The 26205-nt window shown below is 67.1% G+C and carries 20 protein-coding genes; 12 read left to right on the top strand and 8 right to left on the bottom strand.

Translation table 11 applies throughout. The features are described 5' to 3' along the window. Positions 1 to 11 precede the first annotated feature (11 nt). Both GRB96_RS06575 and GRB96_RS06580 read left to right on the top strand, forming a co-directional pair. Complete coding sequence (locus tag GRB96_RS06575; protein ID WP_161431388.1) at positions 12 to 1349, top strand: sensor domain-containing diguanylate cyclase; 1338 nt, start codon at positions 12 to 14, stop codon at positions 1347 to 1349. 88 nt (positions 1350 to 1437) lie between these two features. After that, on the top strand, positions 1438 to 1659 hold the full coding sequence (locus GRB96_RS06580) for a hypothetical protein (RefSeq protein WP_161431389.1): 222 nt from the start codon (positions 1438 to 1440) through the stop codon (positions 1657 to 1659). 80 nt (positions 1660 to 1739) lie between these two features. Here the strand turns inward: GRB96_RS06580 and GRB96_RS06585 are convergent, their stop codons facing one another. From GRB96_RS06585 to GRB96_RS06595, 3 genes are all read right to left on the bottom strand, one after another. Continuing rightward, positions 1740 to 3134: a PhoH family protein gene (locus GRB96_RS06585; RefSeq protein WP_161431390.1), complete on the bottom strand. Its 1395-nt coding sequence runs from the start codon at positions 3132 to 3134 to the stop codon at positions 1740 to 1742. Between the two features lie 250 nt (positions 3135 to 3384). Then, a complete protein-coding gene (locus GRB96_RS06590) occupies positions 3385 to 4410 on the bottom strand; it encodes a patatin-like phospholipase family protein (RefSeq protein ID WP_161431391.1) in 1026 nt (341 codons plus the stop codon). Positions 4411 to 4488: 78 nt separating this feature from the next. After that, on the bottom strand, positions 4489 to 5211 hold the full coding sequence (locus tag GRB96_RS06595) for a murein L,D-transpeptidase catalytic domain family protein (protein WP_161431392.1): 723 nt from the start codon (positions 5209 to 5211) through the stop codon (positions 4489 to 4491). Positions 5212 to 5294: 83 nt separating this feature from the next. Here GRB96_RS06595 and GRB96_RS06600 point away from each other — a divergent pair, with 83 nt between their 5' ends. After that, on the top strand, positions 5295 to 6905 hold the full coding sequence (locus GRB96_RS06600) for a L,D-transpeptidase family protein (protein ID WP_161431393.1): 1611 nt from the start codon (positions 5295 to 5297) through the stop codon (positions 6903 to 6905). On the opposite strand, the gene GRB96_RS06605 is transcribed toward GRB96_RS06600, so the two are convergent. Together GRB96_RS06605 and GRB96_RS06610 are read right to left on the bottom strand one after the other, a co-directional pair. Continuing rightward, the gene (locus GRB96_RS06605; protein ID WP_420841747.1) at positions 6906 to 8762 is read right to left on the bottom strand and encodes an ABC transporter ATP-binding protein; all 1857 of its coding nucleotides are present in this window, start codon (positions 8760 to 8762) and stop codon (positions 6906 to 6908) included. 85 nt (positions 8763 to 8847) lie between these two features. Beyond that, entirely contained in the window at positions 8848 to 10647 is a 1800-nt protein-coding gene (locus GRB96_RS06610; RefSeq protein WP_161431394.1) for a peptidoglycan DD-metalloendopeptidase family protein, read from the bottom strand. Between the two features lie 225 nt (positions 10648 to 10872). Here GRB96_RS06610 and GRB96_RS06615 point away from each other — a divergent pair. Beyond that, positions 10873 to 11726, top strand: a protein-coding gene (locus tag GRB96_RS06615; protein WP_161431395.1) for an IS5 family transposase whose coding sequence is annotated in 2 segments (ribosomal slippage) — positions 10873 to 11215 and positions 11215 to 11726 — 855 coding nt in all. Because the reading frame shifts where the segments join, the coding sequence is not laid out codon by codon here. Positions 11727 to 11790: 64 nt separating this feature from the next. On the opposite strand, the gene GRB96_RS06620 is transcribed toward GRB96_RS06615, so the two are convergent. After that, entirely contained in the window at positions 11791 to 12645 is an 855-nt protein-coding gene (locus tag GRB96_RS06620) for a pirin family protein (RefSeq protein ID WP_161431396.1), read from the bottom strand. 101 nt (positions 12646 to 12746) lie between these two features. On the opposite strand from GRB96_RS06620, the gene GRB96_RS06625 reads away from it, so the two are divergent. The 4 genes from GRB96_RS06625 to GRB96_RS06640 all read left to right on the top strand — a co-directional run bounded on the left by GRB96_RS06625 (position 12747) and on the right by GRB96_RS06640 (position 17571). Next, entirely contained in the window at positions 12747 to 13661 is a 915-nt protein-coding gene (locus GRB96_RS06625) for a LysR family transcriptional regulator (protein WP_161431397.1), read from the top strand. Positions 13662 to 13758: 97 nt separating this feature from the next. Next, a complete protein-coding gene (locus GRB96_RS06630; protein WP_161431398.1) occupies positions 13759 to 14769 on the top strand; it encodes a glutathione S-transferase family protein in 1011 nt (336 codons plus the stop codon). A gap of 89 nt (positions 14770 to 14858) precedes the next feature. Next, a complete protein-coding gene (gene hslO, locus GRB96_RS06635) occupies positions 14859 to 15734 on the top strand; it encodes an Hsp33 family molecular chaperone HslO (RefSeq protein ID WP_161431399.1) in 876 nt (291 codons plus the stop codon). A gap of 283 nt (positions 15735 to 16017) precedes the next feature. Then, positions 16018 to 17571: a phosphoenolpyruvate carboxykinase gene (locus tag GRB96_RS06640; RefSeq protein WP_161431400.1), complete on the top strand. Its 1554-nt coding sequence runs from the start codon at positions 16018 to 16020 to the stop codon at positions 17569 to 17571. A 257-nt stretch (positions 17572 to 17828) separates the two neighbouring features. Here the strand turns inward: GRB96_RS06640 and GRB96_RS06645 are convergent, their stop codons facing one another. Beyond that, positions 17829 to 19538: an AMP-binding protein gene (locus tag GRB96_RS06645; RefSeq protein ID WP_161431401.1), complete on the bottom strand. Its 1710-nt coding sequence runs from the start codon at positions 19536 to 19538 to the stop codon at positions 17829 to 17831. 206 nt (positions 19539 to 19744) lie between these two features. Between GRB96_RS06645 and GRB96_RS06650 the strand changes: the two genes are divergently transcribed. The 4 genes from GRB96_RS06650 (at position 19745) to GRB96_RS06665 (ending at position 25219) form a co-directional block, all read left to right on the top strand. Further along, complete coding sequence (locus tag GRB96_RS06650) at positions 19745 to 22123, top strand: Tex family protein (RefSeq protein WP_161431402.1); 2379 nt, start codon at positions 19745 to 19747, stop codon at positions 22121 to 22123. Positions 22124 to 22219: 96 nt separating this feature from the next. Further along, the gene (gshA, locus tag GRB96_RS06655) at positions 22220 to 23830 is read left to right on the top strand and encodes a glutamate--cysteine ligase (RefSeq protein ID WP_161431403.1); all 1611 of its coding nucleotides are present in this window, start codon (positions 22220 to 22222) and stop codon (positions 23828 to 23830) included. A 5-nt stretch (positions 23831 to 23835) separates the two neighbouring features. Next, positions 23836 to 24339, top strand: coding sequence for a disulfide bond formation protein B (locus GRB96_RS06660; protein ID WP_161433038.1), 504 nt, complete (start codon positions 23836 to 23838; stop codon positions 24337 to 24339). A 19-nt stretch (positions 24340 to 24358) separates the two neighbouring features. Next, on the top strand, positions 24359 to 25219 hold the full coding sequence (locus GRB96_RS06665) for an alpha/beta hydrolase (RefSeq protein ID WP_161431404.1): 861 nt from the start codon (positions 24359 to 24361) through the stop codon (positions 25217 to 25219). Between the two features lie 303 nt (positions 25220 to 25522). Here the strand turns inward: GRB96_RS06665 and GRB96_RS06670 are convergent, their stop codons facing one another. Further along, entirely contained in the window at positions 25523 to 26203 is a 681-nt protein-coding gene (locus tag GRB96_RS06670) for an ABC transporter ATP-binding protein (protein WP_161431405.1), read from the bottom strand. Between the last annotated feature and the right edge of the window lie 2 nt (positions 26204 to 26205).

Below are 26205 nucleotides of genomic sequence, written 5' to 3' on the forward strand. Positions count from 1 at the left end.
GGAGTGAGGAGATGGCAGCATTCAGGGAGAGATGGCAACGCTGGTGGCGTGGCGGGGCGGCAGGAGAGCCAGGCCTCGACGCGTTGCTGCTCGAGCACTACCCCGGCGCCGTGATGCTGCTGGACGATCAGGGTGTTGTGCGTCGGGTCAATCCCGCCTTCGAACGTTACGCCGGCCATCCGCCCGAGCAACTGCTGGGCCGGCGTGCCGTGACCCTAGACATCGATCCGCTGCACGGCGACTTCGCCCGGGCACTGGAGCAGTGCGTGACGACCCTGCGGCCCTGGCAGGGCCTGTTGCTGTGCCGACGTGCCGATGGCTCCCTGCGCCATCAGACCACCATGATCCAGCCGCTGGTGCGTGACGAGGGGCCGCTGCGGCTGCTGGTGATGCAGTATGACGTGACCGGCATGCGCGAACGTGAGCTGCGCGACCGCCAGCTGCTGGGGCGTCTGGAGAGTACCGTCTCGCGGGTCCCCAGCGCACTGTTCCGGCTCCGGCAGGGCGGCAATGGACAGCTCGAGTTCCTCTATCTCAGCGAGGCCCTGCGCTCGCTCTTCGGATTGGCGCCGGAGCAGTGCATGGATGACCCCGAGGCCCTGCTCGGCCGGCTGGCCCGAGACGACCGGCAGCGCTTCGAGGCCAGCCTGGCCCAGTCCGCGGTATCCCTTGCCCCCTGGCAGCTGGAGTTTCGGCTCTCGCTGCCCGAGGGAATGCGCTGGATCGAGGCGCGTGCCACGCCCCTGGCACGCGGCCAGGGTGACCTGATGTGGGATGGGCTGCTTATCGACATCGATGAGCGCAAGCAGGTCGAGCAGCGGGTGCAGCGGCTGGTGGGGACCGACATGCTGACCGAGGCCCTCAACCGTCGTGCCTTCCTCGAGCAGGGCGAGGCGGCCCTGGCCCGCGCGACCCGCCACGGCGAGTCGCTGTCCCTTGCCATGCTCGACCTCGACCATTTCAAGGCCTTGAACGATACCTACGGCCATGCCGTGGGCGACCTGGCCCTGCAGGCCTTTGCCACGACCTGTCGTGAATCACTGCGCCCCTACGACCTCTTCGCGCGCATCGGTGGTGAGGAGTTCGTGGTGGTGCTGGTGGACAGCCGCCCCGAGGAAGCCTGGAGCGTGCTGGAGCGTCTGCGGCAGGCGGTTGCCGCCATCGAACTGGAGTCGGAGGGAGAGGTGGTGCGCTTCACTGTCAGCCTGGGGCTTGCGGTACTCGGGGGCGAGGGCTCACTGGAATCGGGTCTCGCCCAGGCGGATCGCGCGCTCTATCGCGCCAAGCGCAGCGGGCGCAACCGGATCTGCGGCCCCGAGGCACTCATCCAGGATCCCGGGGCTCCGTGAGGAGGGGGGCTGGAAATCAACGTCGCACCCCGTCACGATCAGTGAGACCTGATCTCAGGTTGACCCCAAGCACAAGGAGCACATCAGCATGTCCGGACTCTCCGAAGACTTTCGCCTGCCGGTGGCCTGCCCGGGTTGCGGCAGCCACCTGATGCGGGTCTCCCAGGTGAAGAATCCCGACGACGCGGTGCACTGCGCCTCCTGCGGCAAGAGGATCTGCCTGTGGCACGAGGCCCAGACGGTACTCCGCCAGGGACCCGGCAGCGAGAGCGAAGCGCTGATCGAGGCCGCGGTCAATCGCCGCGGCTGAGTGGCGTCAGCCGTGAGGTGGCAACAGGAAGGCCGGCGCCGATGGCGCCGGCCTTCCGCCGTTGCGGCACCTGCCCTGGGCTACAGCAGCTCCTCGCCGGCCAGGGCCAGGCGCGAGCGCTCCACGCTCTTGAGCGTGACGTGGCCGGCGTGGGGCCAGTCGCGGAAGCGCTGCACCAGTGCCGCCATGCCGCAGGTGTTGGCGGTGAGGTAAGGGGTGTCGATCTGCCCCACGTTGCCCAGGCAGACGATCTTGGTATTGCGGCCTGCCCGGGTGACCAGCGACTTGAGCTGCTTGGGCGTGAAGTTCTGCGCCTCGTCGATGATCAGGAAGGTGTCGTTCAAGGTCCGCCCGCGCATGAAGCCGGGGGCGCGGATCTGGACCCGGGCGCCGAGCAACTGGCGGGTGGCGCCGTTATCCCAGCTGGACTCGCCGTCCTCGTTGCGCAGCAGGTTGTCCATGTTGTCGTGGAATGCGCCCATCCAGGGCGACATCTTCTCCTCCTCGGTACCCGGCAGGAAGCCGATATCCTCGCTCATGGAGATCGGTGCCCGGGTAAAGACGATACGCTCGAACCGCTTGCTGTCCAGGGTCTGCTGGAAGGCTGCCGCGAGGGTCATGAAGGTCTTGCCGGTGCCGGCGCTGCCGGCAATGGTGACCAGGTCGATATCGTCATCCATCAGCAGGTTGAAGGCGAAGTTCTGGTGGCAGTCGCTGGCGTGTACCCCCCACACGCTGGCGCCGTGACGATAGTTGCTGATCAGCTCCAGGCGTGCGCGCCGGTCGCTCACCTCACGCACGACGGCCTCGAAGCTGGCATCGCCGTCGGCGACCAGCATGCCGGGATGCCAGTCGGCGGGGATCTCGCCTGTCAGGTGATAGACCACGTGCTGGTGGTCACGCTCGACCCTGACGTCCAGGGCCAGGCCATTCCAGAGTTCGCTACCGGCATCCGGGTAGACCCGCACCCCCTCCAGCATGGCGTCGCTGTCATCGAAGGCGCGGTCGGTGAGGTAGTCCTCTACCGGCACGCCCAGGGCGGCGGCCTTGACGCGCAGGTTGATGTCTTTGGTGATCAGGATCACCGAGGCGTCGGCGCGTTCGCGGCGCAGGCGGCAGGTCTCGGCGAGGATGCGGTTGTCGGGGGTGTCGTCCAGTGGCTCGAGTGTGGCGAGGTCGGGGTAGCAGAGCAGGCGCAGACGGCCCTCGGGGCCGCTCAGGCGCCGGATGGGGATGCCGTCGCGGATCTGCTCGAGGCCGACGTCGGCGGTGAGGTCGGACAGGGTGCGGCTGACCTGGCGGGCAGTGCGGGCGATCTCGCGGATGCCGTTCTTGTGCTTGTCGAGCTCCTCGAGCACGGTCATGGGGATGACCACCTCATGCTCGTCGAACTGGTAGAGGGCGGCGGGGTCGTGCAGCAGCACGTTGGTGTCCAGCACGTACAGCCGGGTGGCCTTCTTGTCGATGCGTACCATCGGCGCAGCTCTCCTGATTGTCGCGAGACAGGCGTCATGTGACGCCCCGATGTCGACACTGTCAGCGCACGATGTCAGGAAGGTGACAGCGGCCTGACGGCGTCAGTAGCGCTGGTAACTCCTCCTGTGGCCTTGGACAAGCGGCGGGGAACTGGGTGCCCCGCTGTCTCCGAGCATGGATGGCGCCGCGAGGCGTGGCAAGGTGAGTGGTCGATGCAGGGTCAACGCAGAAGGGGCAATGCAGCCGGGCTCACTCCGCGTGGCGATAGACTTGTTCGACGTCCAGGGTGGAGCGGTTGCCCAGGTCCGCGAAGTGTTCGGCCAGCCACGCCTCGGCGGTGCGTCGGCCCGCGTCGCGCAGGTGGCAGAGGAAGGGCCATTCGGCGTTCATCTTGCTCGACACGGAGAGCTCGGCGAGCGCCTCGTCGCCACTGATACGGTGAAACAGGGCACCGGCGTAGCAGCCGATGTCGACGCCATGGTCGCCGAGCAGGCGCTGGAGCATGGCGATCATGCGCACCTCCTTGATCAGCGAGGCATTGAAGGTGATCTCGTTGAGGCGGTTCATGATCCCCGCGGCACTGGTGGGTACCTCGTCGCGGTAGATGGGGTTGATCTGCACGATGACGATGTCGCGGGAGCCGCAGTGCTCCATCAGCGGCATCAGCGCCGGGTTGCCGGTGTAGCCGCCGTCCCAGTAGGCCTCGCCGTCGATCTCCACGGCATGGAATACCGTGGGCAGGCAGGCCGAGGCCATCACCGCGTCGACGCTCATCTCCTCCCGGGCGAAGACCCGCTGCTTGCCGCTGCGCACATTGGTGGCGGTGACGAAGAGCTTGAGGTCGGGGCAGCGGCGCACCCGCTCGAAGTCGACCCGCTCGGCGACGATATCGCGCAGCGGATTGAGGTCGAAGGGGTTGAACTGGTAGGGGGAGACCAGCCGGCTCATCAGGTCCATGGCCACATAGCCGGGGGAGTGGTCCAGGCTCCAGTTGCCGGTGAACATGTCCAGCGGCGTTCGCCGCACCGGGCTGGCCATGCCGGCGCGGCTCACCGCCTGCCAGAAATCATGCAGGGCCTGACGGGCGGTGTCGCGGTCGCCGCGGGTCAGGGCGTCGGCCATCACCACGCCGTTCATGGCGCCTGCGCTGGTGCCGCTGATCCCCTCGATCTCGAGGCGCCCCTCCTCCAGCAGGCGGTCCATCACACCCCAGGTGAAGGCGCCGTGGGCGCCGCCACCCTGCAGCGCCAGGTCGATCCGCTTGGTCTCGCTCATGCTTACCCTCGTTCGGTCGTCAGGCCATGGTGCTGCGACGCATCATGGCAGCTTCTCGCCGTCGAGGGAAAGCGATGGCTACTGCATGGCGAGCTGCTGGCCCTGGTCGCGGTCACAGTCGAGGTAGGCGGAGCTCGCCAGCCACTCGGGGTCGGGGTAGTAGGCGAACAGGTACTGCTCCTCCTTGAGGCTGTCGATCAGCGGGTAGGTGACCTCCTGGCGTACCGCCGGGCAGCCCAGGCTGCGGCCGAGGCGGCCGGTCTGCTCGATGAACGATTCGCTGACGTAGTCGGCGCCGTGCATCACGATGGCGCGCTCATAGGCCAGGTGATTGACGCCCGGTTCGAGGCCCTCGAGGCGCAGCGAATAGCCGTTGCGTCCATAGTATGTGTTCATGGTGCGGAACAGTCCCAGGCTCGACTGGTGGCTTTCCGGGGTGTTCGAGAAGCGCGAGGCCAGGGCATCGCCCGAGCCGCGGCCGTGGGAGACGAGTTCCTCGAAGAGCAGGGCCTTGCGCTGCAGGTCGAATACCCACAGGCGCGGCTCGCTGGAGGGCAGCGAGTAGTCGATGACCGCCAGTCGCTCGGCGTCGGGGTCGGCGCATGAGAGGGCGCTGGCGGCCAGCTTGAGTACCTCGCGGCTGGCATCCGGTGCCAGGCGTGTCAGGGTCTGCTCCAGGCGCTCGCCTTCCAGTACCCTGGGGTGCAGGGCCTGGGCGAGGGTCGTGTCGGCGAGGGCAGAGGCGCCCGGTATCAGGCCGGCCGCACAGAGCAGCCAGGCGGGAAGGATCGATCGCAGCATCGCATGTGTCTCCTGGTTTCTCGCTATTATGTAGGGACGAGCCGGGATGGCCAAGTTAGCAATAAACGATACTGGAGGCGAACATGCGGCGATCTGTCGCGATAGGCGTGTTGACGTTGGGTATCATGCTGGTTTCCGGCATGGCCATGGCCCAGCAGCCGACAGCGCAGGAAGGCTCCGTGAGCGCGGTGGAGCAGGCCCTCGAGCAGCAGAATGGAACCCTCGAGGCGTTCTATGCGGCACGTGATTTCCAGGCTGCCTGGACCCGCGAGTCACGCGTCGAGGCGCTGGTCGAGGCGATGAAGAAACTGGCTGAGGATGGCCTGGAACCCACCGACTACGGCGCCGATCGCCTGCTGGCAGAGTTTCGCCAGGCCCAGGCCGGCGATGACATGGCCAGGGGGCGTTTCGATACCCGGGCGACCCGCGCCCTGCTCACGGCGCTTCGCCATCTTCACCATGGCAAGGTCGACCCCAACAGCATCGATGCCGACTGGGAGGTACCCATCAACGCGCAGCTGCCCCCCATGGGGGCGATCGTGCGGGCGGTGGACGCGGGAGAGATCACGGCGCTGCTCGATTCGGTACGCCCTGCCTATGCCCCTTACCAGCGGCTGCAGCAGGGACTGGCCCGCTATCGCCATATCCAGCGTCTGGGCGGCTGGCCGATGCTGCCCGAGGGCGGGCCGACCCTGCGCCTGGGCGAGGCGCACCCCGACGTGGCCATCCTGCGCGAGCGCCTGGCCCGGGTCGGTGAACTGGAGGTGATGGCGGCGGACCCCTCGATCCTGCCGGCGGCCGACCTGGAGGCGCCGGATCCACGGCGTTTCGATGCCGACCTGGAGGCGGCGGTCAAGCGCTTCCAGGACCGGCACCTGCTGGAAACGGATGGTGTCGTCGGGCCCCGCACCCGGGCGGCCCTCAATGTGCCGGTGGGCAAGCGTGTCGACCAGATCCGCCTCAACCTGGAGCGTGCCCGCTGGCTGATGCATGGCCTGCCCGAGGCCTTCGTGCTGGTGGATATCGCCGGCTACCGGCTCAGCTACTTCCGCCCCAACGGCCAGGTGTGGCGCTCGCGCATCGTGGTGGGCCAGCCCTATCGGCGCACGCCGTCGCTGCGCTCGGAGATTACCCACCTCACCGTCAACCCCACCTGGACGGTGCCGCCGACCATCCTGCGCGAGGACGTGATTCCCAAGGTGCGTCGCGATCCGGGCTATCTGGCGCGCCAGAACATGCAGGTGCTGTCGCCCTCGGGGCAGCGCCTAAGCCCCGGCCAGGTCGACTGGTCGAACCCGGGCAACGTGATGATTCGACAGGCCGCCGGGCCCGGCAACTCCCTGGGCCAGGTAGTGGTGCGCTTCCCCAACGACCACCTGGTCTACCTGCATGACACCCCGGCCCAGTCACTGTTTTCCCGCGAGCAGCGGGCGTTCAGCTCGGGCTGCATTCGCGTGCAGGGGGTGCTGGAGTTCGCCCAGTTGCTGTTCGACGATACTGGCAGCGGTCATGACCTCCGCGCCCTGCTGGCGGACGGGCGCACCCGCGACGTGCCCCTGGCCGAGACGATGCCGGTGATCCTGCACTACTGGACGGTTCATCCGGACTCCGGCGGGCAGATGGTCTTCCGTCCGGATATCTATGAGCGCGACGATGCCCTGCTGCGCGCCCTGGATCGCCCCTTGGCGCTGTAGTCACTCATAGCCCTTGGCCTGGAGGCGGAACAGACGCGCATAACGGCCATTGGCGGCCATCAGGCTCGCATGGTCGCCCTGCTCGAGGATCTCGCCGCCGTCGATCACCAGGATCTGGTCGGCGGCGCGCACCGTGGAGAAGCGGTGGGAGATCAGGATGGTCATCTTGCCCTGGCTGTGGTCGCGGAAGTCGGCATAGACCGCCGCCTCGGCGGCGGCATCCATGGCTGCGGTGGGCTCGTCGAGGACCAGGATATCGGCGCTCTCGCGCATATAGGCCCGCGACAGGGCGACCTTCTGCCACTGGCCGCCGGAGAGCTCCTGGCCGCCCTTGAACCAGCGTCCCAACTGGGTGTGGTAGCCGCCCGGCATCTCGGCGATGAAGTCGTCGGCCAGGCCGCGGCGGGCCGCCTCGCGCCAGCGGGCCTCGTCCTCGAAGGCGGCCACGTCACCGGCGCCGAGGTTCTCGCCGACCTTCATCTGGTAGCGCACGAAGTCCTGGAAGATCACTCCGATGCGCCGGCGCAGCGCCTGGACGTCCCACTCGCGGAGGTCGTTGCCGTCGAGCAGGATGCGCCCCGTGCTCGGCTCATAGAGCCGGGTCAGCAGCTTGATCAGGGTGGTCTTGCCCGAGCCGTTGGCGCCCACCAGCGCCAGGCTCTCGCTGGGTCTGATGTGCAGCGAGATGCCCGTGAGGGCAGGCGTCTCGGCGCCGGGGTAGGTGAAGCCCACGTTCTCGAAGCGGATGCCGTCGCCGGGTCGAGTGCCAGCGGTCAGGCTGCCCTCTTCCGGGGCCACCGGCTGCTCCAGGTACTCGTAGAGGTTCGAGAGGTAGAGGTTGTCCTCGTACATGCCGCTGATCGAGGTCAGGCTCGCCGAGAGCGCCGCCTGTCCCTGCTTGAAGACCATCAGGTACATGGTCATCTGGCCCAGGCTCAGGGTGCCGGTGATGGTCTCCACCACCACCCAGGCGTAGGCGCCGTAGAAGGCGACGGTACCCAGCAGGCCGAGCACGAAGCCCCAGCCCTCCCGACGCAGCGTGAGTCGGCGATCCTCGGCGTAGAGGGTGTCGAAGATCTTGCGGTAGCGGTCGAGCAGCAGCGGTTCCAGGCCGAACAGCTTGACCTCCTTGATGCTGTCCTCGCGGGCCAGCACGGTCTCCAGATACATCTGCATGCGGGTCTGGGGTGAGCGCCAGCGGAACAGCCGGAAGGCGTCGCCGGAGAACTTGGCCTCGGAGATGAAGACCGGCAGGGCGCCGACCACCAGCACCAGCGGCGCCCAGGGAGAGAACTGCACCAGCAGCACCCCGAAGCTGATCAGCGAGATGGCGTTCTGGGCCAGGGAGAAGGTCTTGTTGACCAGCCCCAGGGGCCGCACCGATGCCTCGCGGCGGGCCCGGGTGAGCTTGTCGTAGAACTCCGAATCCTCGAACTGGGCGAGGCTCAACGTGCCGGCCTTCTCGAGGATCATCACGTTGACCTTCTGGCCGAGCAGGGCACGCAGCAGCGACTGCTGGGCGGAGAGCGCCCGCTGGGCCAGGGCGATGGCGGCGATCACGCCGGCCTCGGCCAGCACGTAGCGCAGCACCGGCCACCAGTCGGCCTCTCCGGTGGCCTCGTGGTGCTCCATGGCGGCGATCACGGCATCGACGATCAGCTGGCCGAGCCAGGCGGCCACCGCCGGCAGCACCCCGGCCACCAGGGTGGCGATCGCCAGGCCCACGGTGAGCGCCCGCGAGGTCTGCCACACCAGCACCATGGCGCGGCGGCTGTAGCGGAACACGCCGAGGAAGGCCGTCAGGCGGTTCTCCGGCGGCGGGGCGGGGCGGGGTGAACGCGTGTGGGGAGATGACACGGGGCTCTCCGGAGGCGGGACAGAATCGAGACGCCCCGCACGATGGCGGGGCGCAGCGGAACAGCGGGGATGGTACGACGCGCGATCAGCCCTCGTCGGCCTCCTCGTCGGGATCCGTCTCGGCGGTGCTGGCCACCACCGGGCCGACCTCGCCGGACTGCAGGGCGGCGAGCAGCGGCTCTGCCTCACGCTGGAAGGCCACCAGTCGATCGCCCGCGAGGCTCTTGTTCTCCGGCAGCTTGACCTTCATGGCGTCGACCTGATTATCGCTGACCAGCACCTCGTAATGGAGGTGTGGTCCGGTGCTGCGGCCGGTGTTGCCGGAAAGCGCAATACGCTGCCCCATGGTCACGCGCTCGCCGCGGCTGACCAGCGGCTTGGAGAGGTGCAGGTAGCGGGTGCGGTAGCCGTTGTCGTGGCGGATCACCACGTAGCGGCCCGCGGCGTAGTGGCTACGCACCGACTCGACTACGCCGTCGGAGGGCGCGGTGATCGGTGTGCCGATCGGCATGGCGAAGTCGGTGCCCTTGTGTGGGCTGATGCGCCCGGTCACCGGGTGCTTGCGACGCGGGTTGAAGTTGGAGCTCAGCCGGTAGCGACCCTCGAAGGGGTAGCGATTGAAGGCGGGATCGAGGCTCTCGCCCTCCGGAGTGTAGAAGTTGTTGTCGGCACTGTTGCGTACCAGGGTCAGCGCGGTGCGCTCGCCCTCATACTGAACTGCCAGGATGCGCGGATCGAAGCTCTCGCCGTTGATCACATCGGACTCGACCAGCACCTGAAAACGATCGCCGCGACGGGTGTCGCGGCGGAAGTCGAGTTTCTTGCCCAGCACGTGGGTCAGGCGCGAGACCTCGGTGCTGGAGAGGCCGGTGGCCTGGGCCGAGCGGGTGAAGCTGCCGCTGACGGTGCCGGCGAACAGGCGCTGGGCGGCTTCGCCGGTGTGCTCGATGCTGGCGACCTCGAATGCTTCGCCCTCGCGCTCGGCGACGAAGCCGCTGCGGGCATCGCGCATCATACGCAGCGAGAGCAGTTTGCCGTCCTTGTCCAGCTGGTAGTCGAGGCGACTGCCGACCCGCCAGCGCTCCAGCATGTTCCTGTCGGGCAGCTGTTCAAGCAAGGCCAGGACCTCGCTGTAACCCAGGCCCAGGCGGTTCTGGGCCATCGCCGCGAAGGCATCGCCCGACTGTACCGTATAGGTCTCCCACTCGGGGACATAGGGCTCACGCGCGGCGATCTCACGTTCGAGAAGCACCGGCACGTCGTCGAGCACGCTCAACTCGCCCTCGGGGATCTCCTCGTAGGAGGTGGCATCGGCCACCAGGCTGCCGTCGTGGTCAAGCATGCCGCTTCCGATGGTGCCGATCACTGTGGCGATATGCAGGGCACCGCGATCTAGCCTGCCGGTCTCCCGAGCAGCGATCTCGCTGGCGATCCGCACGGCCTGCTTGTCCAGGGTGGCGCGGGTCGGTGCCTGGGCCATCACCAGGGGCGTGTCGCCACTCTGGGTGGCGTCTTCAACAGGGCGGGCCAGCAGCGGAGGTGCGGTGCCTGCGCTGGCGGCACCGGCCTCATCGATGAGTTCGAGGTCGACCACCTCGCTGACCTTCAGCTGGGTGATGGGCACACGCTGTCGCGTGGCGTCCAGCGCCTGGTTGGCCAGTTCGATGGCGTCACCCACGGGGCCGCGCTGAAGACTCAGCGAGGGCAGGCGAGAGGTAGCGTCGGCGTCGAGGGGAATGACGACGGTTTCCAGCGACCGGGAGTCGCGCTGGACATCCTGATAGGTGGTGATGATCTTCTGTGCGCCCAGCACGGTGACCATGGTGGCGACCGGTAACAGCAACAATTTGTGCGTGCGGGGCAGCGAATGGAGGACTCGCAGCATGGATAAAGGCCAGTGAATATAGATAAAGGTAGAAAAAGGCCCTTGAACCATAACCCATGATGGGGGTGCTGCCTAGGCTGTACGCATCCACAGTTGTGCCGCCCCGGGCGGCTGTGGTGTCCGTGCCGTGGGTGGCAGAAGAGGAAAGTGAACGCTGTTTGCTAGGCTTTGTCCGAAAACTCGAATTTGCTAATGTCACCTATGCCTCAGCAGCATAGGTGACCCATGGCAGGACGCTACGAGATCTCCGACAATGGTTGGGCCCTCATCGAGGATATCGTGTCGCCGCCGCAAAGGACGGGGCGCCCCCGCCGCGATGACCGCCAGGTGCTGAACGGTATCTTCTGGATCCTCTGCTCAGGTGCCAAATGGCGCGATCTGCCAGAGCGCTACGGTCCTTGGAAGACTGTCTATGATCGCTTCCGTCATTGGCGCGACGATGGCACCTTCGAGGCCATCCTGGCGCGTCTCCAGCTTCGCTTGCGAGAGGATGGCCTGATGGACCTGGACACCTGGATGATCGACTCAACGTCGATCCGCGCCACCCGTGCCGCCTCTGGAGGCGGCAAAAAGGGGGACACGAAGAGCCCGTAGATCATGCACTGGGCCGCAGCCGTGGCGGTCTGACGACCAAGATCCACATGGTCTGTGATCGGCATGGATGGCCGCTGACCTTCACGCTCTCGCCCGGTCAAGACTCGGATACACGGCACTTCATCCCGGCCATGGAACACGTTCATCTGCCTGGAAACAGGGGCAGGCCTCGTAAGCGCTGTCGCTACATCGTGGCGGACAAGGGCTATGACAGCGACCCGCTTCGCCGCTACTGCGATCGGCACCGCATGAAACCGATCATCGCCCGGCGCAAGATGAAGCGAAAGCCGCGTCCTGGCGCCCCACGAGGCTTCGACAAGTCTCGGTATCGAGAACGAAACATCATCGAGCGCTGTTTCGGCTGGATCAAAGAACTGCGCCGCGTCTGCACCCGCTACGACAAATTGGCCAGCAGCTTCAAAGCGATGGTATGCCTGGCCTGCATAGATCGCTGCTTGCGTGCCAACTTTTCAGACAGAACCTAAGTATGCATTGGAACGAAGTCGGCCGGGGATTGCAACCCCCGGCCAATACGTCCCGGGGTGCCGCTCAGGCCATGCCTTCGGCGAAGTGGCCGTCGCGATAGTCACGCAGCGCCTGCTCCAGTTCGTGCTGGTGGTTCATCACGAAGGGGCCGTAGTGAGCGATGGGCTCGCCGTGGGGGATGCCCGTCAGCAGCAGGGCGTCGGCGCCCTCGGCGCTGGTCAACGCGAGACGGCTGCCCGAGCCCAGCCGCGCCAACTGGCCGGCCGGTACCCGAGTCTCGCCGATGTCGAGCTCGCCTGCGAACACATAGACCAGCAGGATCGGGGCATCGGCCTGCAGTGCCATGTCGCCTCCCGCCCCCAGGTGGACATGGGCCACGCCTCCCCGGCCGGCCAGTGCATCCAGCGGCCCATCGACGGCCTCGCCATCGTCGCGCCGCCAGTGGCCACCCAGGGCGACCAGCCGACTATCGCCCTCGACGAGCTGCGGCATCTCGACGGCGCGCACGTCGCGGTAGGTGGGGGCGCTCATCTTCTCGCTGGCGGCCAGGTTGATCCACAGCTGGAAGGCGTGCAGGCCCTGGCTGTCGGTGAGTGGCATCTCCGAGTGGATAATGCCGCGGCCGGTGTGCATCCACTGGGCGTCGCCGGCGCGAATGGTGCTGGAGTGTCCCAGGTGGTCCTCGTGGGTCAGGCCACCGTGGAGTACATAGGTCAGCGTCTGCATGCCGCGGTGAGGATGCGGCGGGAAGCCGCCGATATAGTCGTCGGGGCGCTCGGAGCCCAGCTCATCGAGCATCAGGAAGGGGTCCAGGCCGCCGCCGAAGTCGTGGATCCGGCGAATCTTGACGCCGTCACCGTCCTGGCTGGGGCGGCTCGGCTGCAGCTGCTGGACTTGGCGGAGTTGTGATGCGCTCATGGTGATTGCCTTGTGATCTGTCGGGTCATGGCTGGTATTTTAGGTCGGTTTTTTCGAAACTTAAGCGCATAGTTTCGCTTTAAATATTCGAGGGGGTCGAAATGTCCCGCGTTACCCTGGCCCAGTGGCAGATGTTGGCGGCGGTCGTCGATCACGGTGGTTTCGCGCGTGCCGCCGAGGCGATCCACAAGAGTCCCTCCACTCTCAATCATGCGGTGCACAAGCTGGAGGAGCAGCTCGGGGTGCGTGTTCTGGAGCCGGCAGGCCGCCAGGTGCGCCTGACCGAAGCGGGCGAGATGCTGCTGCGCCGTGCACGGCAGCTGATCGAGAGCGCGGCGGCCCTTGAGGAGGTGGCCGGCAGCCTCGCCGAGGGCCTCGAGGCCGAAGTGGTGCTGGCGGTGGACCAGGTGTTTCCCCCCGACGCCCTGGCCCGCGCCCTGGCCACCTTCTCGGCGGCCTATCCCCATGTGCGGGTACAGCTTCACGAGACGGTGCTCAACGGCGGCATCGAGATGCTCTACGACGGCAGGGCCGACCTGGTGATCTCGGGCCTTTCCGCCCAGGGGTTCCTGGGCGAGCCGCTGGCCACCGTGCGCTTCGTGGCGGTTGCCCATCCCGACCACCCCCTGCATCGTCTGGGGCGGCCGCTGGACCTGCGGGACCTGGTGCAGCACCGCCAACTGGTGGTGCGCGACTCGGCGTTGCGGCAATCCATGGATGCGGGATGGCTCAAGGCCGAGCAGCGCTGGACCCTGAGCCACCTGGAGACTTCCATCGATATGCTGGAGCGCGGCCTCGGCTTCGCCTGGCTGCCGGAGACGCGGATTCGCCAGGCACTCGATACCGGACGCCTCCAGCCGCTGCCGCTCACCGCCGGGGGTATCCGTGAGATTCCCGTGCAGCTGATCCATCGCGACCGCGACCGCGCGGGCCCGGCAACACGCTTCCTGGTCGGTGCCCTGACCAGTGAGGCGCAGCGTGGCACTGGCAGGGTGGAATTCGATGCTATCGAATGAAAGCGCCCAGAATATGCGCTGAAGCATCGATAGTTTCGTCTTACTCTGGGGGGAGTGACCCATCGCGGCGAAGGCCGCCCACCAGAGGAGGATTTCCATGGGCCTGTTGATCGACGGCAAGTGGCACGACCAGTGGTACGACACCGACAAGCACGGCGGCGAGTTCGTGCGCGAGTCCGCCAAGCTGCGCGACTGGGTGACCCGCGACGGCAGCGAGGGACCCGACGGCCAGCCGGGGCTGCCCGCCGAAGCGGGGCGTTACCACCTCTATGTCTCCCTGGCCTGTCCCTGGGCGCACCGCGTCATGATCATGCGCAGGCTCAAGGGGCTGGAGGACCTTGTCGGCCTCTCTCATGTCAGCCCGCTGATGCTCGACCAGGGCTGGACCTATGATCAGGCCGAGGGCTCGAGTGGCGATCCCGTCAATGGCGTGGCCTATCATCGAGAGCTCTACACCCTCACCGACCCGCACTACACCGGCCGAGTCACGGTACCGGCGCTGTGGGACAAGGTGCAGGGACGCATCGTCAACAACGAGTCCGCCGAGCTGCTGCGCATGTTCAATGGCGCCTTCGACGACCTGACCGGCAACCGCCTGGACTTCTATCCCGAGGAGCTGCGCGAGACCATCGATGCGGTCAACGCCGATGTCTATGACCACATCAACAACGGCGTCTACAAGTCCGGCTTCGCCACCGAGCAGGCGGTCTACGAGAAGCATGTGGTGGCGCTGTTCGAGGCGCTGGACCGCATGGAGGCACGCCTGGCCGAGCACCGCTACCTGGCCGGCGAGTGGCTCACCGAGGCGGATATTCGCCTGTTCACCACCCTGGTGCGCTTCGATGCCGTCTATCACGGCCACTTCAAGTGCAACCTGCGGCGCATCGAGGACTACCCGAACCTCTCGAACTACCTGCGCGAGCTCTACCAGTGGCCGGGGGTGAAGGAGACCGTGGACTTCGACCATATCAAGCGCCACTACTATTACAGCCACGACACCATCAATCCCACACGGATCGTGCCCCACGGCCCCATCCTCGAGCTTTCGCGCCCCCACGACCGCGAGCCCCTGCCGGGGAAGGGAATAAAGGACAATGCTTCCCAGTGAAGTGAGAAGCGTCGGAGGCCTGCCGCCGGAAAAGCTGCGAACGTTTTTTTGCTAGAATGCGCCCAACTTCATATCCAGATACGAGACCCATGACCGACCAGATCCAGCGCTTCCTGTTCGACAACACCAACGTGCGCGGCGAGCTCGTCACCCTCGAGCAGGCCTATGCCGAGGTCCTCGATCGCCACGCCTATCCCCCCGCGGTGAATCACCTGCTCGGCGAACTGCTCGCCGCGGTGGCCCTGCTCACCGACACCGTCAAGCTCGATGGCACCCTGAGCATCGAGGTGCGCGGCAACGGCGCCCTGGCCCTGCTGATGGCCGAGTCCAACCCCGGCGGCGAGCTGCGTGCCATCGCCCGCATGGCCGAGGACGCGGCGATCCCCGACGAGAATGCCGGCTTCCGCGAGCTGGTGGGCGAGGGGCAGATCATGATCACCCTGGACCCCCGCGAGGGTCACCGCTACCAGGGCATCGTCGCCCTGGACCGCGATAGCTTGGCCGACTGCCTGGCCGACTACTTCGCCCAGTCCGAGCAGCTGCCCACCCGACTGTGGCTTGCCGCCGATGGTCTGCGCGCCGGAGGCCTGCTGCTGCAGCGCATGCCTGACGAGTCGCAGAACCAGGATCTCGACGCCTGGGAGCGCAGCGTGCACCTGGCGGCGACCGTCAAGCAGGAGGAGCTGCTGGGCCTGGCCCCCGAGGCGCTTCTCCAGCGCCTCTATCACGAGGAGACGGTGCGCATCTTCCCGCCCAAGGCGCTGCGGTTCGGTTGTACCTGTTCCCGGGAGCGCATCGCCGATGCCCTGGTGACGCTGGGTGCCGAGGAACTGCGCGACGTGGTCGCGGAGCAGGGCGGCATCGAGACGCAGTGCCACTTCTGCCACACTCGCTACGCCTTCTCCGAGGAGGAGGTCGAGGCGTTGCTGGCCGGCGCCAGCGAGCCACCGGCGACCCTGCACTGATGACGAGGCTGGCGTCCGGCATGCCTTGCCGGCGCATCCTTTTTGCGGTGCACAAGTGAACGCGTGGCGAATTTCGCGCATGTTGTAGAAAAACTACATGAATTTCGCCCAAAAATGGCGTTCCCCGCCCTCGTCCTTTTTGCCATAATGGCGCCGCTTTCAGGCGCGATCATGGTCCACAGGCAGCCAGCCGCAGGGCCCGATCGCCATGCTACCCCCGGCTTTTCGCGTCTCCGGCGACGCCAGGCACACGAGAGAATCGGCCCACGGCCCAGGAATCGACATGACCACACCCCAAGCTTCCCACGCCCACGTCAACCTCAGCAGCGCCGAACTGATCGAGCGATCAGTGGCCAGCGGCGAAGGCCGCCTGGCAGCCAATGGCGCTCTGGTGGTGAGCACCGGCGTCCGCACCGGTCGCTCGCCCAAGGATCGCTTCATCGTCGACGAGCCGACCACCAGCGCCAAGATCGACTGGGGCAGCGTCAACCGTCCTTTCGACGCCGAGAAGTTCGGTGCGCTCTGGGGGCGTGTCGAGGATTACCTGCAGAGCCGCGAGCATTATGTCTCCGAGCTGCACGTGGGAAGTGACCCGGAGTACTACCTGCCTGTGCGCGTGCAGACCGAGACCGCCTGGCAGAACCTGTTCGGCCGCACCATGTTCGTGCGCCCCGAGGCCTACAACCCCTCCGCCAAGGAGGAGTGGACCATCCTCAATGCCGCCGGCTTCGAGTGTGACCCGGCTCGCGACGGCACCAACTCCGACGGCACCGTGATCATCAACTTCGCCGAGAGGAAGGTGCTGATCGCCGGCATGCGCTACGCCGGCGAGATGAAGAAGGCGATGTTCTCGGTACAGAACTTCCTGCTGCCGGAATTCGACGTGCTGCCGATGCACTGCTCCGCCAACGTCGGTGAGGATGGCGAGACCTGCCTGTTCTTCGGCCTCTCCGGCACCGGCAAGACCACCCTCTCCGCCGACCAGGCGCGCTACCTGATCGGTGACGACGAGCATGCCTGGGGCCCGGGCACCGTCTTCAACATCGAGGGCGGCTGCTACGCCAAGTGCATCGACCTCTCCGAGAAGAACGAGCCGGTCATCTGGAACGCCATCAAGTTCGGTACCGTGCTGGAGAACGTGGTCCTCGACGACCGTCGCGAGCCGGACTACGCCGATGACAGCCTGACCCAGAACTCGCGCGCTGCCTATCCGCTGGAGCACGTCGAGAAGCGCGTTCCCGAGAACCGCGCCGGCGAGCCCAACGCCATCGTCTTCCTGACCTGTGACATGTCCGGTGTGCTGCCCCCGGTGTCCGTGCTCTCCAAGGAGGCCGCGGCCTACCACTTCCTCTCCGGCTACACCGCCAAGGTGGGCTCCACCGAGATGGGCTCCTCCGAGGGCCTGGCCGCCACCTTCTCTACCTGCTTCGGTGCGCCGTTCTTCCCGCGTCCGGCGCGCGAGTACGCCGACCTGCTGATCAAGCGCGTGGAAGAGAAGGATGCCCAGGTCTACCTGGTCAACACCGGCTGGACCGGCGGCGCCTACGGCGAGGGCGGTGCACGCTTCTCCATCCCGACTACCCGCGCCATCATCAGTGCCATTCAGTCCGGCATGCTGCGTGAGGTCGAGACCCATCGCCTCGATGGCCTCAACCTCGACGTGCCCACCGCGGTGCCGGGCGTCGACTCCAGCCTGCTCAACCCGCGCGAGACCTGGGAAGACAAGGACGCCTACGACCGTCAGTGTCAGGAGCTGGCCGCCAAGTTCGTCGACAACTTCAAGAAGTTCGACGGCGTCAGCGATGCGATCGTCAAGGCGGGCCCCAGCCTGACCTGAGCGCAGCACTCGGGTCCCTCGCGGGACCCCTGGCTTGCATGAAAGAACCCGGCACCGCCTAGGCGGTGCCGGGTTCTTTCGTTGGGTGAGGTGGCGTCGGCCCCATTCCATCGGCCGATAAATCGGGCCCCTGCGCGTCGGGTGGCCGAAAACCTCCATGTAGGAGCCGGATGCATCCGGCGATTGGGTTCTGCATCGCCGATAAATCGGGCGCCTGCGAGGCGGGAGGTACGCCACCTTATCCGGCGCCTGTTGTTTCATTCCTTCAGGTCGGGGAAATCCTCCTCCCGGAACTCCAGCTCGCCGCGCTCATCGCTGGCCTTGTGTACCTCGGCCTGGCGCAGCTCCACCCGGCGGATCTTGCCCGAGATGGTCTTGGGCAGGTCGGCGAACTCCAGCCGGCGGATGCGCTTGTAGGGCGCCAGTCGCTCACGGGCGAAGGCGAGGATATCCCGGGCCAGTTCGGCGCTGGGCTCGTAGCCGGCGGCGGGAATGACATAGGCCTTGGGCACCGAGCTGCGCACCGGGTCGGGGCTGGGCACGATGGCCGCCTCGCCCACCGCGGGGTGCTCGATCAGTACGCTCTCGAGCTCGAAGGGGCTGATGCGGTAGTCGGATGCCTTGAAGACATCGTCGGCCCGGCCCACGTAGGTGATGTAGCCCTGTTCATCCACGCTCGCCACGTCGCCGGTGCGGTAATAGCCGCCCTGCATGGCGGCCGCCGTGCGTTCCGGGTCGTTGGCATAGCCCACCATCAGGCCGGCGGGGCGCTCCTCGCCCAGCGCCAGTGCGACTTCTCCCTCTGCGGCCGGCTTGCCTTCGGCGTCGAGCATCGCCACCCGGTAGCCGGGCAGCGGGCGCCCCATGGAGCCCGCCTTGAGCGGCTGGCCCGGGGAGTTGCCGATCTGGGCAGTGGTCTCGGTCTGGCCGAAGCCGTCGCGGATGGTGATGCCCCAGGCGCGGCGCACCTGCTCGATCACCTCGGGGTTGAGGGGTTCGCCGGCGGCCACCGCCTCGCGCAGGGCGACCCGGTGGGAGGCCAGGTCCTGCTGGATCAGCAGTCTCCATACCGTGGGCGGCGCGCAGAGGGTGGTGATCTCGTAGTCCGTCAGCACCTTCAGCAGGGCGGCGGCGTCGAAGCGCGAATAGTTGTAGAGAAAGACGCAGGCGCCGGCGTTCCAGGGGGCGAAGAAGCAGCTCCAGGCGTGCTTGGCCCAGCCCGGGGAGCTGATGTTGAGGTGGCGGTCCCCCTTCTGCAGGCCGATCCAGTAGAGGGTGGAGAGGTGTCCCACCGGGTAGGACTGGTGAGTATGGGTGACCAGCTTGGGCTGGGAGGTGGTGCCCGAGGTGAAGTAGAGCAGCATGGGGTCGTCGGCGGGGGTCGGCCCGTCGGGGGTGAAGTCGTCGCTGGCGTCATGGGATTTGGCGAAGTCGTGCCAGCCTTCGGCGGCCCCGCCCACGGCGATGCGCGTCAGAGTGTCCTTTCGGCCGGCAAACTTCTCCAGGTGCTCATGGCCGATCACCAGGTGGCGGACCTGGCCGCGGGTGATGCGATCCTCGAGGTCCTCCGGGGTCAGCAGGGTGGTGGCGGGGATGATCACCGCGCCGAGCTTGATGGAGGCCAGCATCACCTCCCACAGTGGCACCTCGTTGCCCAGCATCAGCAGCACCCGGTCGCCCCGGGCCACGCCCAGGGAGCGCAGCCAGTTGGCGGCCTGGTTGGAGCGCCGCGCCATCTCGGCGAAGCTGAGCCGCGCCTCCCGGCCATCCTCCTCGACGATCCACAGCGCCGGGGCGTCATTGTCCCGGGCCATGACATCGAAGTAGTCCAGAGCCCAGTTGAACTCGCTGAACGTCGGCCAGCGGAAGTCGCGATAGGCGGTGTCGTAGTCCTCGCGGTTGGCCTGCAGGAAGTCGCGGGCGGCGAGGAAGCGCTCCAGCGCCGGTGAGCTCGATGATGTCGGCATGTGCTGTCCCTTCGTGTTGTTGATGCATTGTGTAGAAGGTGATGAGGCTAGAAACTCTAGCCAGACTCCCCCCTTCCTGTCCAAGAACCAAGCGAACGCTTGGACTAAAGTTGCCTCTTTCCCGGCGGCACCCGCCGCGCGTGGCTAGCCCCGGCGTTTGTGATACCTTGTCGCGATCGTTTTTCGAGCATCAGTGAAGGGGTTACATGGACGCCACCAACCGCATCATCACGCGCCTCGCCGAGGAGCTTTCCGTTCGCCCGCAGCAGGTCACGGCCACGGTGGAGCTGCTCGACGGCGGGGCGACCGTGCCCTTCATCGCCCGCTACCGCAAGGAGGTGACCGGTGGGCTCGACGATACCCAGCTGCGCAACCTCCATGAGCGCCTGGGTTACCTGCGCGAGCTGGAGGAGCGCCGCGAGGCGGTGCTCGCCGCCATCGACGAGCAGGGCAAGCTCAGCGATGAGCTCAAGGGGCTGATTCAGGCCGCCGACACCAAGCAGCGCCTGGAAGACCTCTATCTGCCCTACAAGAAGAAGCGCCGCACCAAGGCCCAGATCGCCCGGGAAGCGGGCCTCGAGCCCCTGGCCGACGCCCTGCTGGCCGACCCCACCCTGGACCCCGAGGCCGAGGCGGCCAACTATCTGCGCCCCGCGGAAGGTGATATCCCCGCCATCGAGGACGCCAAGGCGGCCCTGGATGGTGCGCGCCAGATCCTGATGGAGCGCTTCGCCGAGGATGCCGAGCTGGTAGGGCGGTTGCGCGAGCGGCTGTGGAGCGAGGGTGAGCTCAGCGCCCGGGTGGTTCCGGGCAAGGAGGCCGAGGGCGCCAAGTTCTCCGACTACTTCGAGCACGATGAGAAGCTCGCCAAGGCGCCGTCGCATCGCGCGCTCGCCATGTTCCGCGGCCGTAACGAGGGTGTGCTGACCCTGGCCATCCGCCTGCCCGGCGAGGAAGAGGCGCCGATCCATCCCGCCCAGGTGGCCATCGCCCGACACTTTGAGGTCCATGACGAGGGGCGCGCCGCGGACAAGTGGCTGCGCGATGTGGTGCGCTGGACCTGGCGGGTCAAGCTCTATACCCATCTCGAGACCGAACTGCTGGGCCGGCTGCGCGAGTCCGCCGAGCTTGCGGCCATCGAGGTCTTCGCCGCCAACCTCAAGGACCTGCTGCTGGCCGCCCCGGCGGGGCAGAAGGCGACGCTTGCCATCGACCCGGGCCTGCGCACCGGCTGCAAGGTTGCCGTGGTCGACGCCACCGGCCAGTTCCTCGAGCACGCCACCATCTATCCCCACGCCCCGCGCAACGCCTGGGACGCCTCGCTGGCCGAATTGGCCAGGCTGGTGGAGAAGCACGACGTGGCACTGATCGCCGTGGGCAACGGCACCGCCAGTCGTGAGACCGACAAGCTCGCCGGCGATCTGGTCAAGCTATGCTCTTCACAAGCAGGCCCCGGCAAGCGCTCGCTCTCCAAGGTGATGGTCAGCGAGGCCGGTGCCTCGGTCTACTCCGCCTCGGAGTATGCTTCCCGCGAGCTGCCCGACCTCGATGTCACCATCCGCGGCGCGGTTTCCATCGCCCGCCGCCTGCAGGACCCGCTGGCCGAGCTGGTCAAGATCGAACCCAAATCCATCGGCGTGGGCCAGTACCAGCACGACGTCTCCCAGGTGCAGCTGTCGCGCAGCCTGGAGGCGGTGATCGAGGACTGCGTGAACGCCATCGGTGTCGATCTCAACACCGCCTCCAGCGCGCTGCTCTCGCGGGTGGCGGGCCTCTCGCCGGCGCTGGCCGAGGCCATCGTCGCGCGGCGCAACGCCGAGGGACCCTTCGCCAGTCGCCGGCAGCTGCTCGAAGTCAGTCGCCTGGGCCCCAAGACTTTCGAGCAGTGCGCGGGCTTCCTGCGCATCATGAACGGCGACAACCCGCTCGACGCCAGCGCCGTGCACCCCGAGGCCTACCCCTTGGTGGAGCGCATCGCGGAGAGGAGTGGCCGAGCGCTTTCCAGCCTGATCGGCGACAGCGCCACTCTCAAGGCGGTCAAGCCCGCCGAGTTCGCCGACGAGCGCTTCGGGGTGCCCACGATCACCGATATCCTGGTCGAGCTCGACAAGCCGGGCCGCGACCCGCGCCCCGAGTTCAAGGCCGCCGAGTTCCGCGAGGGGGTCGAGACCCTCAAGGACCTGGAGCCGGGCATGGTGCTCGAGGGCAGCGTCACCAACGTCACCCACTTCGGTGCCTTCGTCGATATCGGCGTGCACCAGGACGGCCTTGTGCATATCTCGGCGCTTTCCGACAAGTTCGTCGAGGACCCGCGCTCGGTGGTCAAGGCCGGCGATATCGTCAGGGTCAAGGTGATGAGTGTCGACCTGGAGCGTGCGCGCATCGGCCTTTCCATGCGCCTCGACGACCAGCCGGGCGAGGAGGGCGACAAGCCTCGGCGCCGACGTGAAGGGAATGGTGGCGAGCGCCAGGCCCGCGGCGGCAAGGCCCCGCGCAAGGGCGCCGGGCGCGGCAGCGATGCCAGCCAGGGCGGGCAGATGGGCGCCCTGGGGGCGGCCCTGCTCAAGGCCAAGCAGAAAGGCTGATACAATCAGGCCTTCTACGGGCGCCGCCAGGGCGCCCGTCTCACTATCAGCGAGGCGCGCCGCCTCGGCGCCGTAACCACCAGCAGGGGTGTTATCTTGTCCGACTCATTCGCTACCCTCATCGAACGCCTGGAGGGTCCTGCCCGCCGGGGAGAGTTCAGCCGACTGCGTCGCGGCCTCGAGAAGGAGGGGCTGCGCGTCGACCGCGAGGGGCGCGTCGCCCAGACGCTGCATCCCCATGCGCTGGGCTCCAAGCTGACCCATCCGCATATCACCACCGACTACTCCGAGGCGCTGCTGGAGTACATCACGCCGGTCACCTGTCGGCCCGCCGACGCCCTGGAGTTCCTCGGCGACCTGCACCGCTTCAGTTATCGCTACCTGGGCGATGAGCTGATCTGGCCGGGCAGCATGCCGGCACGCCTCGACGGCAACGACAGCATCCCCATCGCCGACTATGGCAGCTCCAACGTGGGTACCATGAAGCGGGTCTATCGCCAGGGGCTCGATGTGCGCTACGGGCGCATCATGCAGGCCATCGCCGGGGTGCATTACAACGTCTCGCTGCCCGACGACCTGTGGACGCTGCTGCGTGACCTCGATGGCGAACAGGCCACGCCGTTGAACGACTATCGCTCGGCGCGCTACTTCGGCCTGATCCGCAACTTCCGTCGCCACAGCTGGCTGCTGCTCTACCTGTTTGGCGCCTCGCCGGCCATCGACCGCAGCTTCCTGCCCGACGGCAGAATCCCCGACAAGCTCGAGGCCCACGGCGAGGAGACACTGATCTCGCGCTACGCCACCAGCCTGCGCATGTCGGACCTCGGCTACCAGAACAAGGTGCAGGAGCAGCTCAAGATCTGCTTCAACTCGCTCTCCAACTACGTCAACACCCTGCGCCACGCCATCTCCACGCCGTGGCCCGCCTATGAGGCGCTGGGCGTCAACGAGGACGGCGAGTGGCGCCAGCTCAACGCCAACATCCTGCAGATCGAGAACGAGTACTACAGCGATATCCGGCCCAAGCGGGTGGCCCGTCACGACGAGACTCCCAGCCAGGCCCTGGAGGCCCGCGGGGTGGAGTATATCGAGGTGCGCTGTCTCGACCTCAATCCGCTGCTGACCCTGGGCGTGGACGCGTCCCAGATCCACTTCATCGACACCTTCGTGATGTGGTGCCTGCTGTCCGAGAGCCCCTGGATCCCCGATGCCGAGTGCGACACCCTCGACGACAACCGGCGCCTGGTGGTGGAGCGCGGCCGTGATCCCGAGCTGCGCCTGTGCCACGCCGGCACGCCGCGCAGCGTCGCCGACTGGGGCGGCGAGATCCTCGGCGAGATGCGTCGGGTGGCCGAGCTTCTCGACCGCCTGGAGGAGGGCACGCCCCATGCCGATGCCGTGGCCGCCATGCTGCCGCGGCTGGAGGACCCGGCGTTGACTCCCTCCGGCCAGCTGCTGGCGCGCCTGCAGGAGCGTGGTGAGGAGTTGTCGGATGCCATGCTGGGCATCGCCCGGGAGCAGGCCGAACGGCTGCGCCAGGAGCCGATGGACCCCGGTCGCGAAGGGATGTTCGACGAGCTGGTGGAGACCTCCCATCGACAGCAGGCGGAGATCGAGGCCGCCGATCGCGTCTCCTTCGCCGATTTCCTGAGCGACTACTTCGCCCGTGCCCGGGAATCCCGTGTTACCGATGGGGTCAGCCAGTGAGCGCCCTGGCCCGTCTCTCGGTGCGCCAGTGGAGCCTCGCCGGCCTGGCCTTCTGTGTCCTGATGATGGTGGTAGCCCTGGGACTCGAGCATATCGTCGGTCTCGAACCCTGCCCGCTGTGCATCTTCCAGCGCGTGGCGGTGATAAGTGCCGGTGTGGTGTTCGCCCTGGCGGCCATCCACAACCCCGCCGGTCGCCTCGGGGCGGCACTCTACGGCGTGCTTGGCCTGGCTGCGGTGGGTGGCGGCATCGGCGTGGTGAGCCGCCACCTGTGGCTGCAGTCGCTGCCCGCCGACGAGGTACCCAGCTGTGGCCCGGGTCTCGACTACATGCTGGATATCCTGCCGCTGCAGGAGGTGGTGAACATGGTGCTCTCCGGCTCCGGAGAGTGCGCCGAGATCGACTTCCTGTTCCTGGGCATCACGCTGCCGGGCTGGACCCTGGTGGGCTTCATCGTGCTGGCCCTGGCACCGCTGGGCATGCTGCTCTCGGCCTTCCGCGAGCGCTGAACTGCCGTCGAGGATTGCCATGCTCTACCGCGACTTCGCCACCCAGGAAGCCATCGACCGCGCCTACGATCCCATGATCGGTCGCGACCCGGCGGCGCTGGTGGCCGACTGGCGGGCCCGCAGCGACGCCGCCCGAGCCCGCCATCGCGTTTCCCTCGACGTGCCCTACGGGCCCAGCCTGGCCGAGCGTCTCGACCTCTATCACGCCGAGGATCGCAAGGAGGGCGAGCGCGCGCCGTTGCACCTCTTCTTCCACGGCGGCTACTGGCGTTCGCTGGGCCACCGGGAGTTCGGTTTCATCGTCGACGACCTGGTGGCCGCAGGGATCTCGGTGGGGGTGGTCAACTATGCGCTCTGCCCGGCGGTGCGCTTCGCCGAGATCGTGCGTCAGGCCCGCGCCGCCTTGGCCTGGGCGTATCGCCACGCCGCCGAGGAGGGCTGCGACCCGGCCAGCATCAGCGTCTCTGGCCACTCCGCCGGCGGGCACCTGTGTGCGATGTTGTTGGCCACCGACTGGGAAGGCGACTATGGCCTGCCCAACGACCTGATCAGGGGAGCGTTATGCGTCAGTGGTTTGTATGACCTCGGGCCGTTTCCCTGGTCATGGCTACAGCCCAAGCTGCGGCTGGACGGACGCGACGTCGCCGAGTTCAGTCCGGCCTTCCTGCCCTGCCAAGTAGCGGCGAAAGTGAGCCTGGTGGCGGGTGGTGAGGAGTCCGGCGAGTTCACCCGACAGATGACGGACTACGCCACCCACCTGGGCGAGCAGGGCATCGCGGTCGAGCAGGCCGTGCTGCCCGGCGATGACCACTTCTCGATCCTCGAGCACTATCTCGATGGTGGACCCCTGGCCGCGACGGTCAAGGGTTTCCATGCCTGAGGGGCGACTTCCATCGCCGATAAATCAGGCTCCCACGGTGCGGGCTGCCACTTAGAGGTTAGAGGGGGCTGCCACTTAGAGGGGGCTGCCATGGAAGCTTCCATGTGGGAGCAGAATTTATTCGCGATGAAGGTGGCACCAAAATCGCCGATAAATCGGGCTCCCACGGTGCGGGTAGCCACTTAGAGGGGGCTGCCATGGAAGGTTGCTTGTGGGAGCAGAATTTATTCGCGATGAAGGTGGCACCAAAATCGCCGATAAATCGAGCTCCCACAAGGCGGGTCTCCTTTGGGCCAGTTGGTTTCACACCCCCAGATAGCGGTCGCGCAGCGACTCGGTGAGCGCCTCGGCGGGGCCCGCCCAGGCGCTGCGGCCCTTCTCCAGCAGCACGCAGCGGTCGGCCAGGGGCAGCAGCTCCGAGAGGCTCTTGTCGACAATCAGGATCGCCTGGCCCTGGCCTTTGAGGCGGCCGATCGCCTGCCAGATCTCCTGACGGATCACCGGTGCCAGCCCCTCGGTGGCCTCGTCGAGCACCAGCAGCCGCGGGTTGGTCATCAGCGCCCGGCCGATGGCGAGCATCTGCTGTTCGCCACCGGAGAGGGTCGCCGCGGCCTGGCGGTCGCGCTCCCCCAGGCGCGGGAAGAGCGCCTCGACCCGCTGCAGCGTCCACTCGCCGGCGCGGGCGGCCACCAGCAGGTTCTCCCGCACCGTCAGGTTGGGGAAGCAGCGTCGCCCCTCCGGCACCAGGCCCAGCCCCAGGCGGGCGATGCGGTGGGGCGCCAGGCCGCGCAGCTCGCGCCCCTCGAAGGTGATGCGCCCGGCGTGGGGCGGGGTGAGGCCGAAGATCGAGCGGATGGTGGTGGTCTTGCCCATGCCGTTGCGTCCCATCAGCGCCACCATCTGGCCCGCCTCCACCGCCAGGTCCACCCCGAACAGGGCCTGGGCCGGACCGTAGCGTGTCTCGATGGCTTCCACCTTGAGCATGA

It is taken from the genome of Halomonas alimentaria (assembly GCF_009902005.1).
Taxonomy (GTDB): Bacteria; Pseudomonadota; Gammaproteobacteria; order Pseudomonadales; family Halomonadaceae; genus Halomonas; species Halomonas alimentaria.

What these genes read in the sequence shown, in the direction of transcription:
- GRB96_RS06575 (WP_161431388.1), top strand. Translation starts at nt 12, where the DNA reads ATGGCAGCATTCAGGGAGAGATGGCAACGCTGGTGGCGTGGCGGGGCG.
- GRB96_RS06580 (WP_161431389.1), top strand. Translation starts at nt 1,438, where the DNA reads ATGTCCGGACTCTCCGAAGACTTTCGCCTGCCGGTGGCCTGCCCGGGT.
- GRB96_RS06585 (WP_161431390.1), bottom strand. Translation starts at nt 3,134, where the DNA reads ATGGTACGCATCGACAAGAAGGCCACCCGGCTGTACGTGCTGGACACC.
- GRB96_RS06590 (WP_161431391.1), bottom strand. Translation starts at nt 4,410, where the DNA reads ATGAGCGAGACCAAGCGGATCGACCTGGCGCTGCAGGGTGGCGGCGCC.
- GRB96_RS06595 (WP_161431392.1), bottom strand. Translation starts at nt 5,211, where the DNA reads ATGCTGCGATCGATCCTTCCCGCCTGGCTGCTCTGTGCGGCCGGCCTG.
- GRB96_RS06600 (WP_161431393.1), top strand. Translation starts at nt 5,295, where the DNA reads ATGCGGCGATCTGTCGCGATAGGCGTGTTGACGTTGGGTATCATGCTG.
- GRB96_RS06610 (WP_161431394.1), bottom strand. Translation starts at nt 10,647, where the DNA reads ATGCTGCGAGTCCTCCATTCGCTGCCCCGCACGCACAAATTGTTGCTG.
- GRB96_RS06620 (WP_161431396.1), bottom strand. Translation starts at nt 12,645, where the DNA reads ATGAGCGCATCACAACTCCGCCAAGTCCAGCAGCTGCAGCCGAGCCGC.
- GRB96_RS06625 (WP_161431397.1), top strand. Translation starts at nt 12,747, where the DNA reads ATGTCCCGCGTTACCCTGGCCCAGTGGCAGATGTTGGCGGCGGTCGTC.
- GRB96_RS06630 (WP_161431398.1), top strand. Translation starts at nt 13,759, where the DNA reads ATGGGCCTGTTGATCGACGGCAAGTGGCACGACCAGTGGTACGACACC.
- hslO (WP_161431399.1), top strand. Translation starts at nt 14,859, where the DNA reads ATGACCGACCAGATCCAGCGCTTCCTGTTCGACAACACCAACGTGCGC.
- GRB96_RS06640 (WP_161431400.1), top strand. Translation starts at nt 16,018, where the DNA reads ATGACCACACCCCAAGCTTCCCACGCCCACGTCAACCTCAGCAGCGCC.
- GRB96_RS06645 (WP_161431401.1), bottom strand. Translation starts at nt 19,538, where the DNA reads ATGCCGACATCATCGAGCTCACCGGCGCTGGAGCGCTTCCTCGCCGCC.
- GRB96_RS06650 (WP_161431402.1), top strand. Translation starts at nt 19,745, where the DNA reads ATGGACGCCACCAACCGCATCATCACGCGCCTCGCCGAGGAGCTTTCC.
- GRB96_RS06665 (WP_161431404.1), top strand. Translation starts at nt 24,359, where the DNA reads ATGCTCTACCGCGACTTCGCCACCCAGGAAGCCATCGACCGCGCCTAC.
- GRB96_RS06670 (WP_161431405.1), bottom strand. Translation starts at nt 26,203, where the DNA reads ATGCTCAAGGTGGAAGCCATCGAGACACGCTACGGTCCGGCCCAGGCC.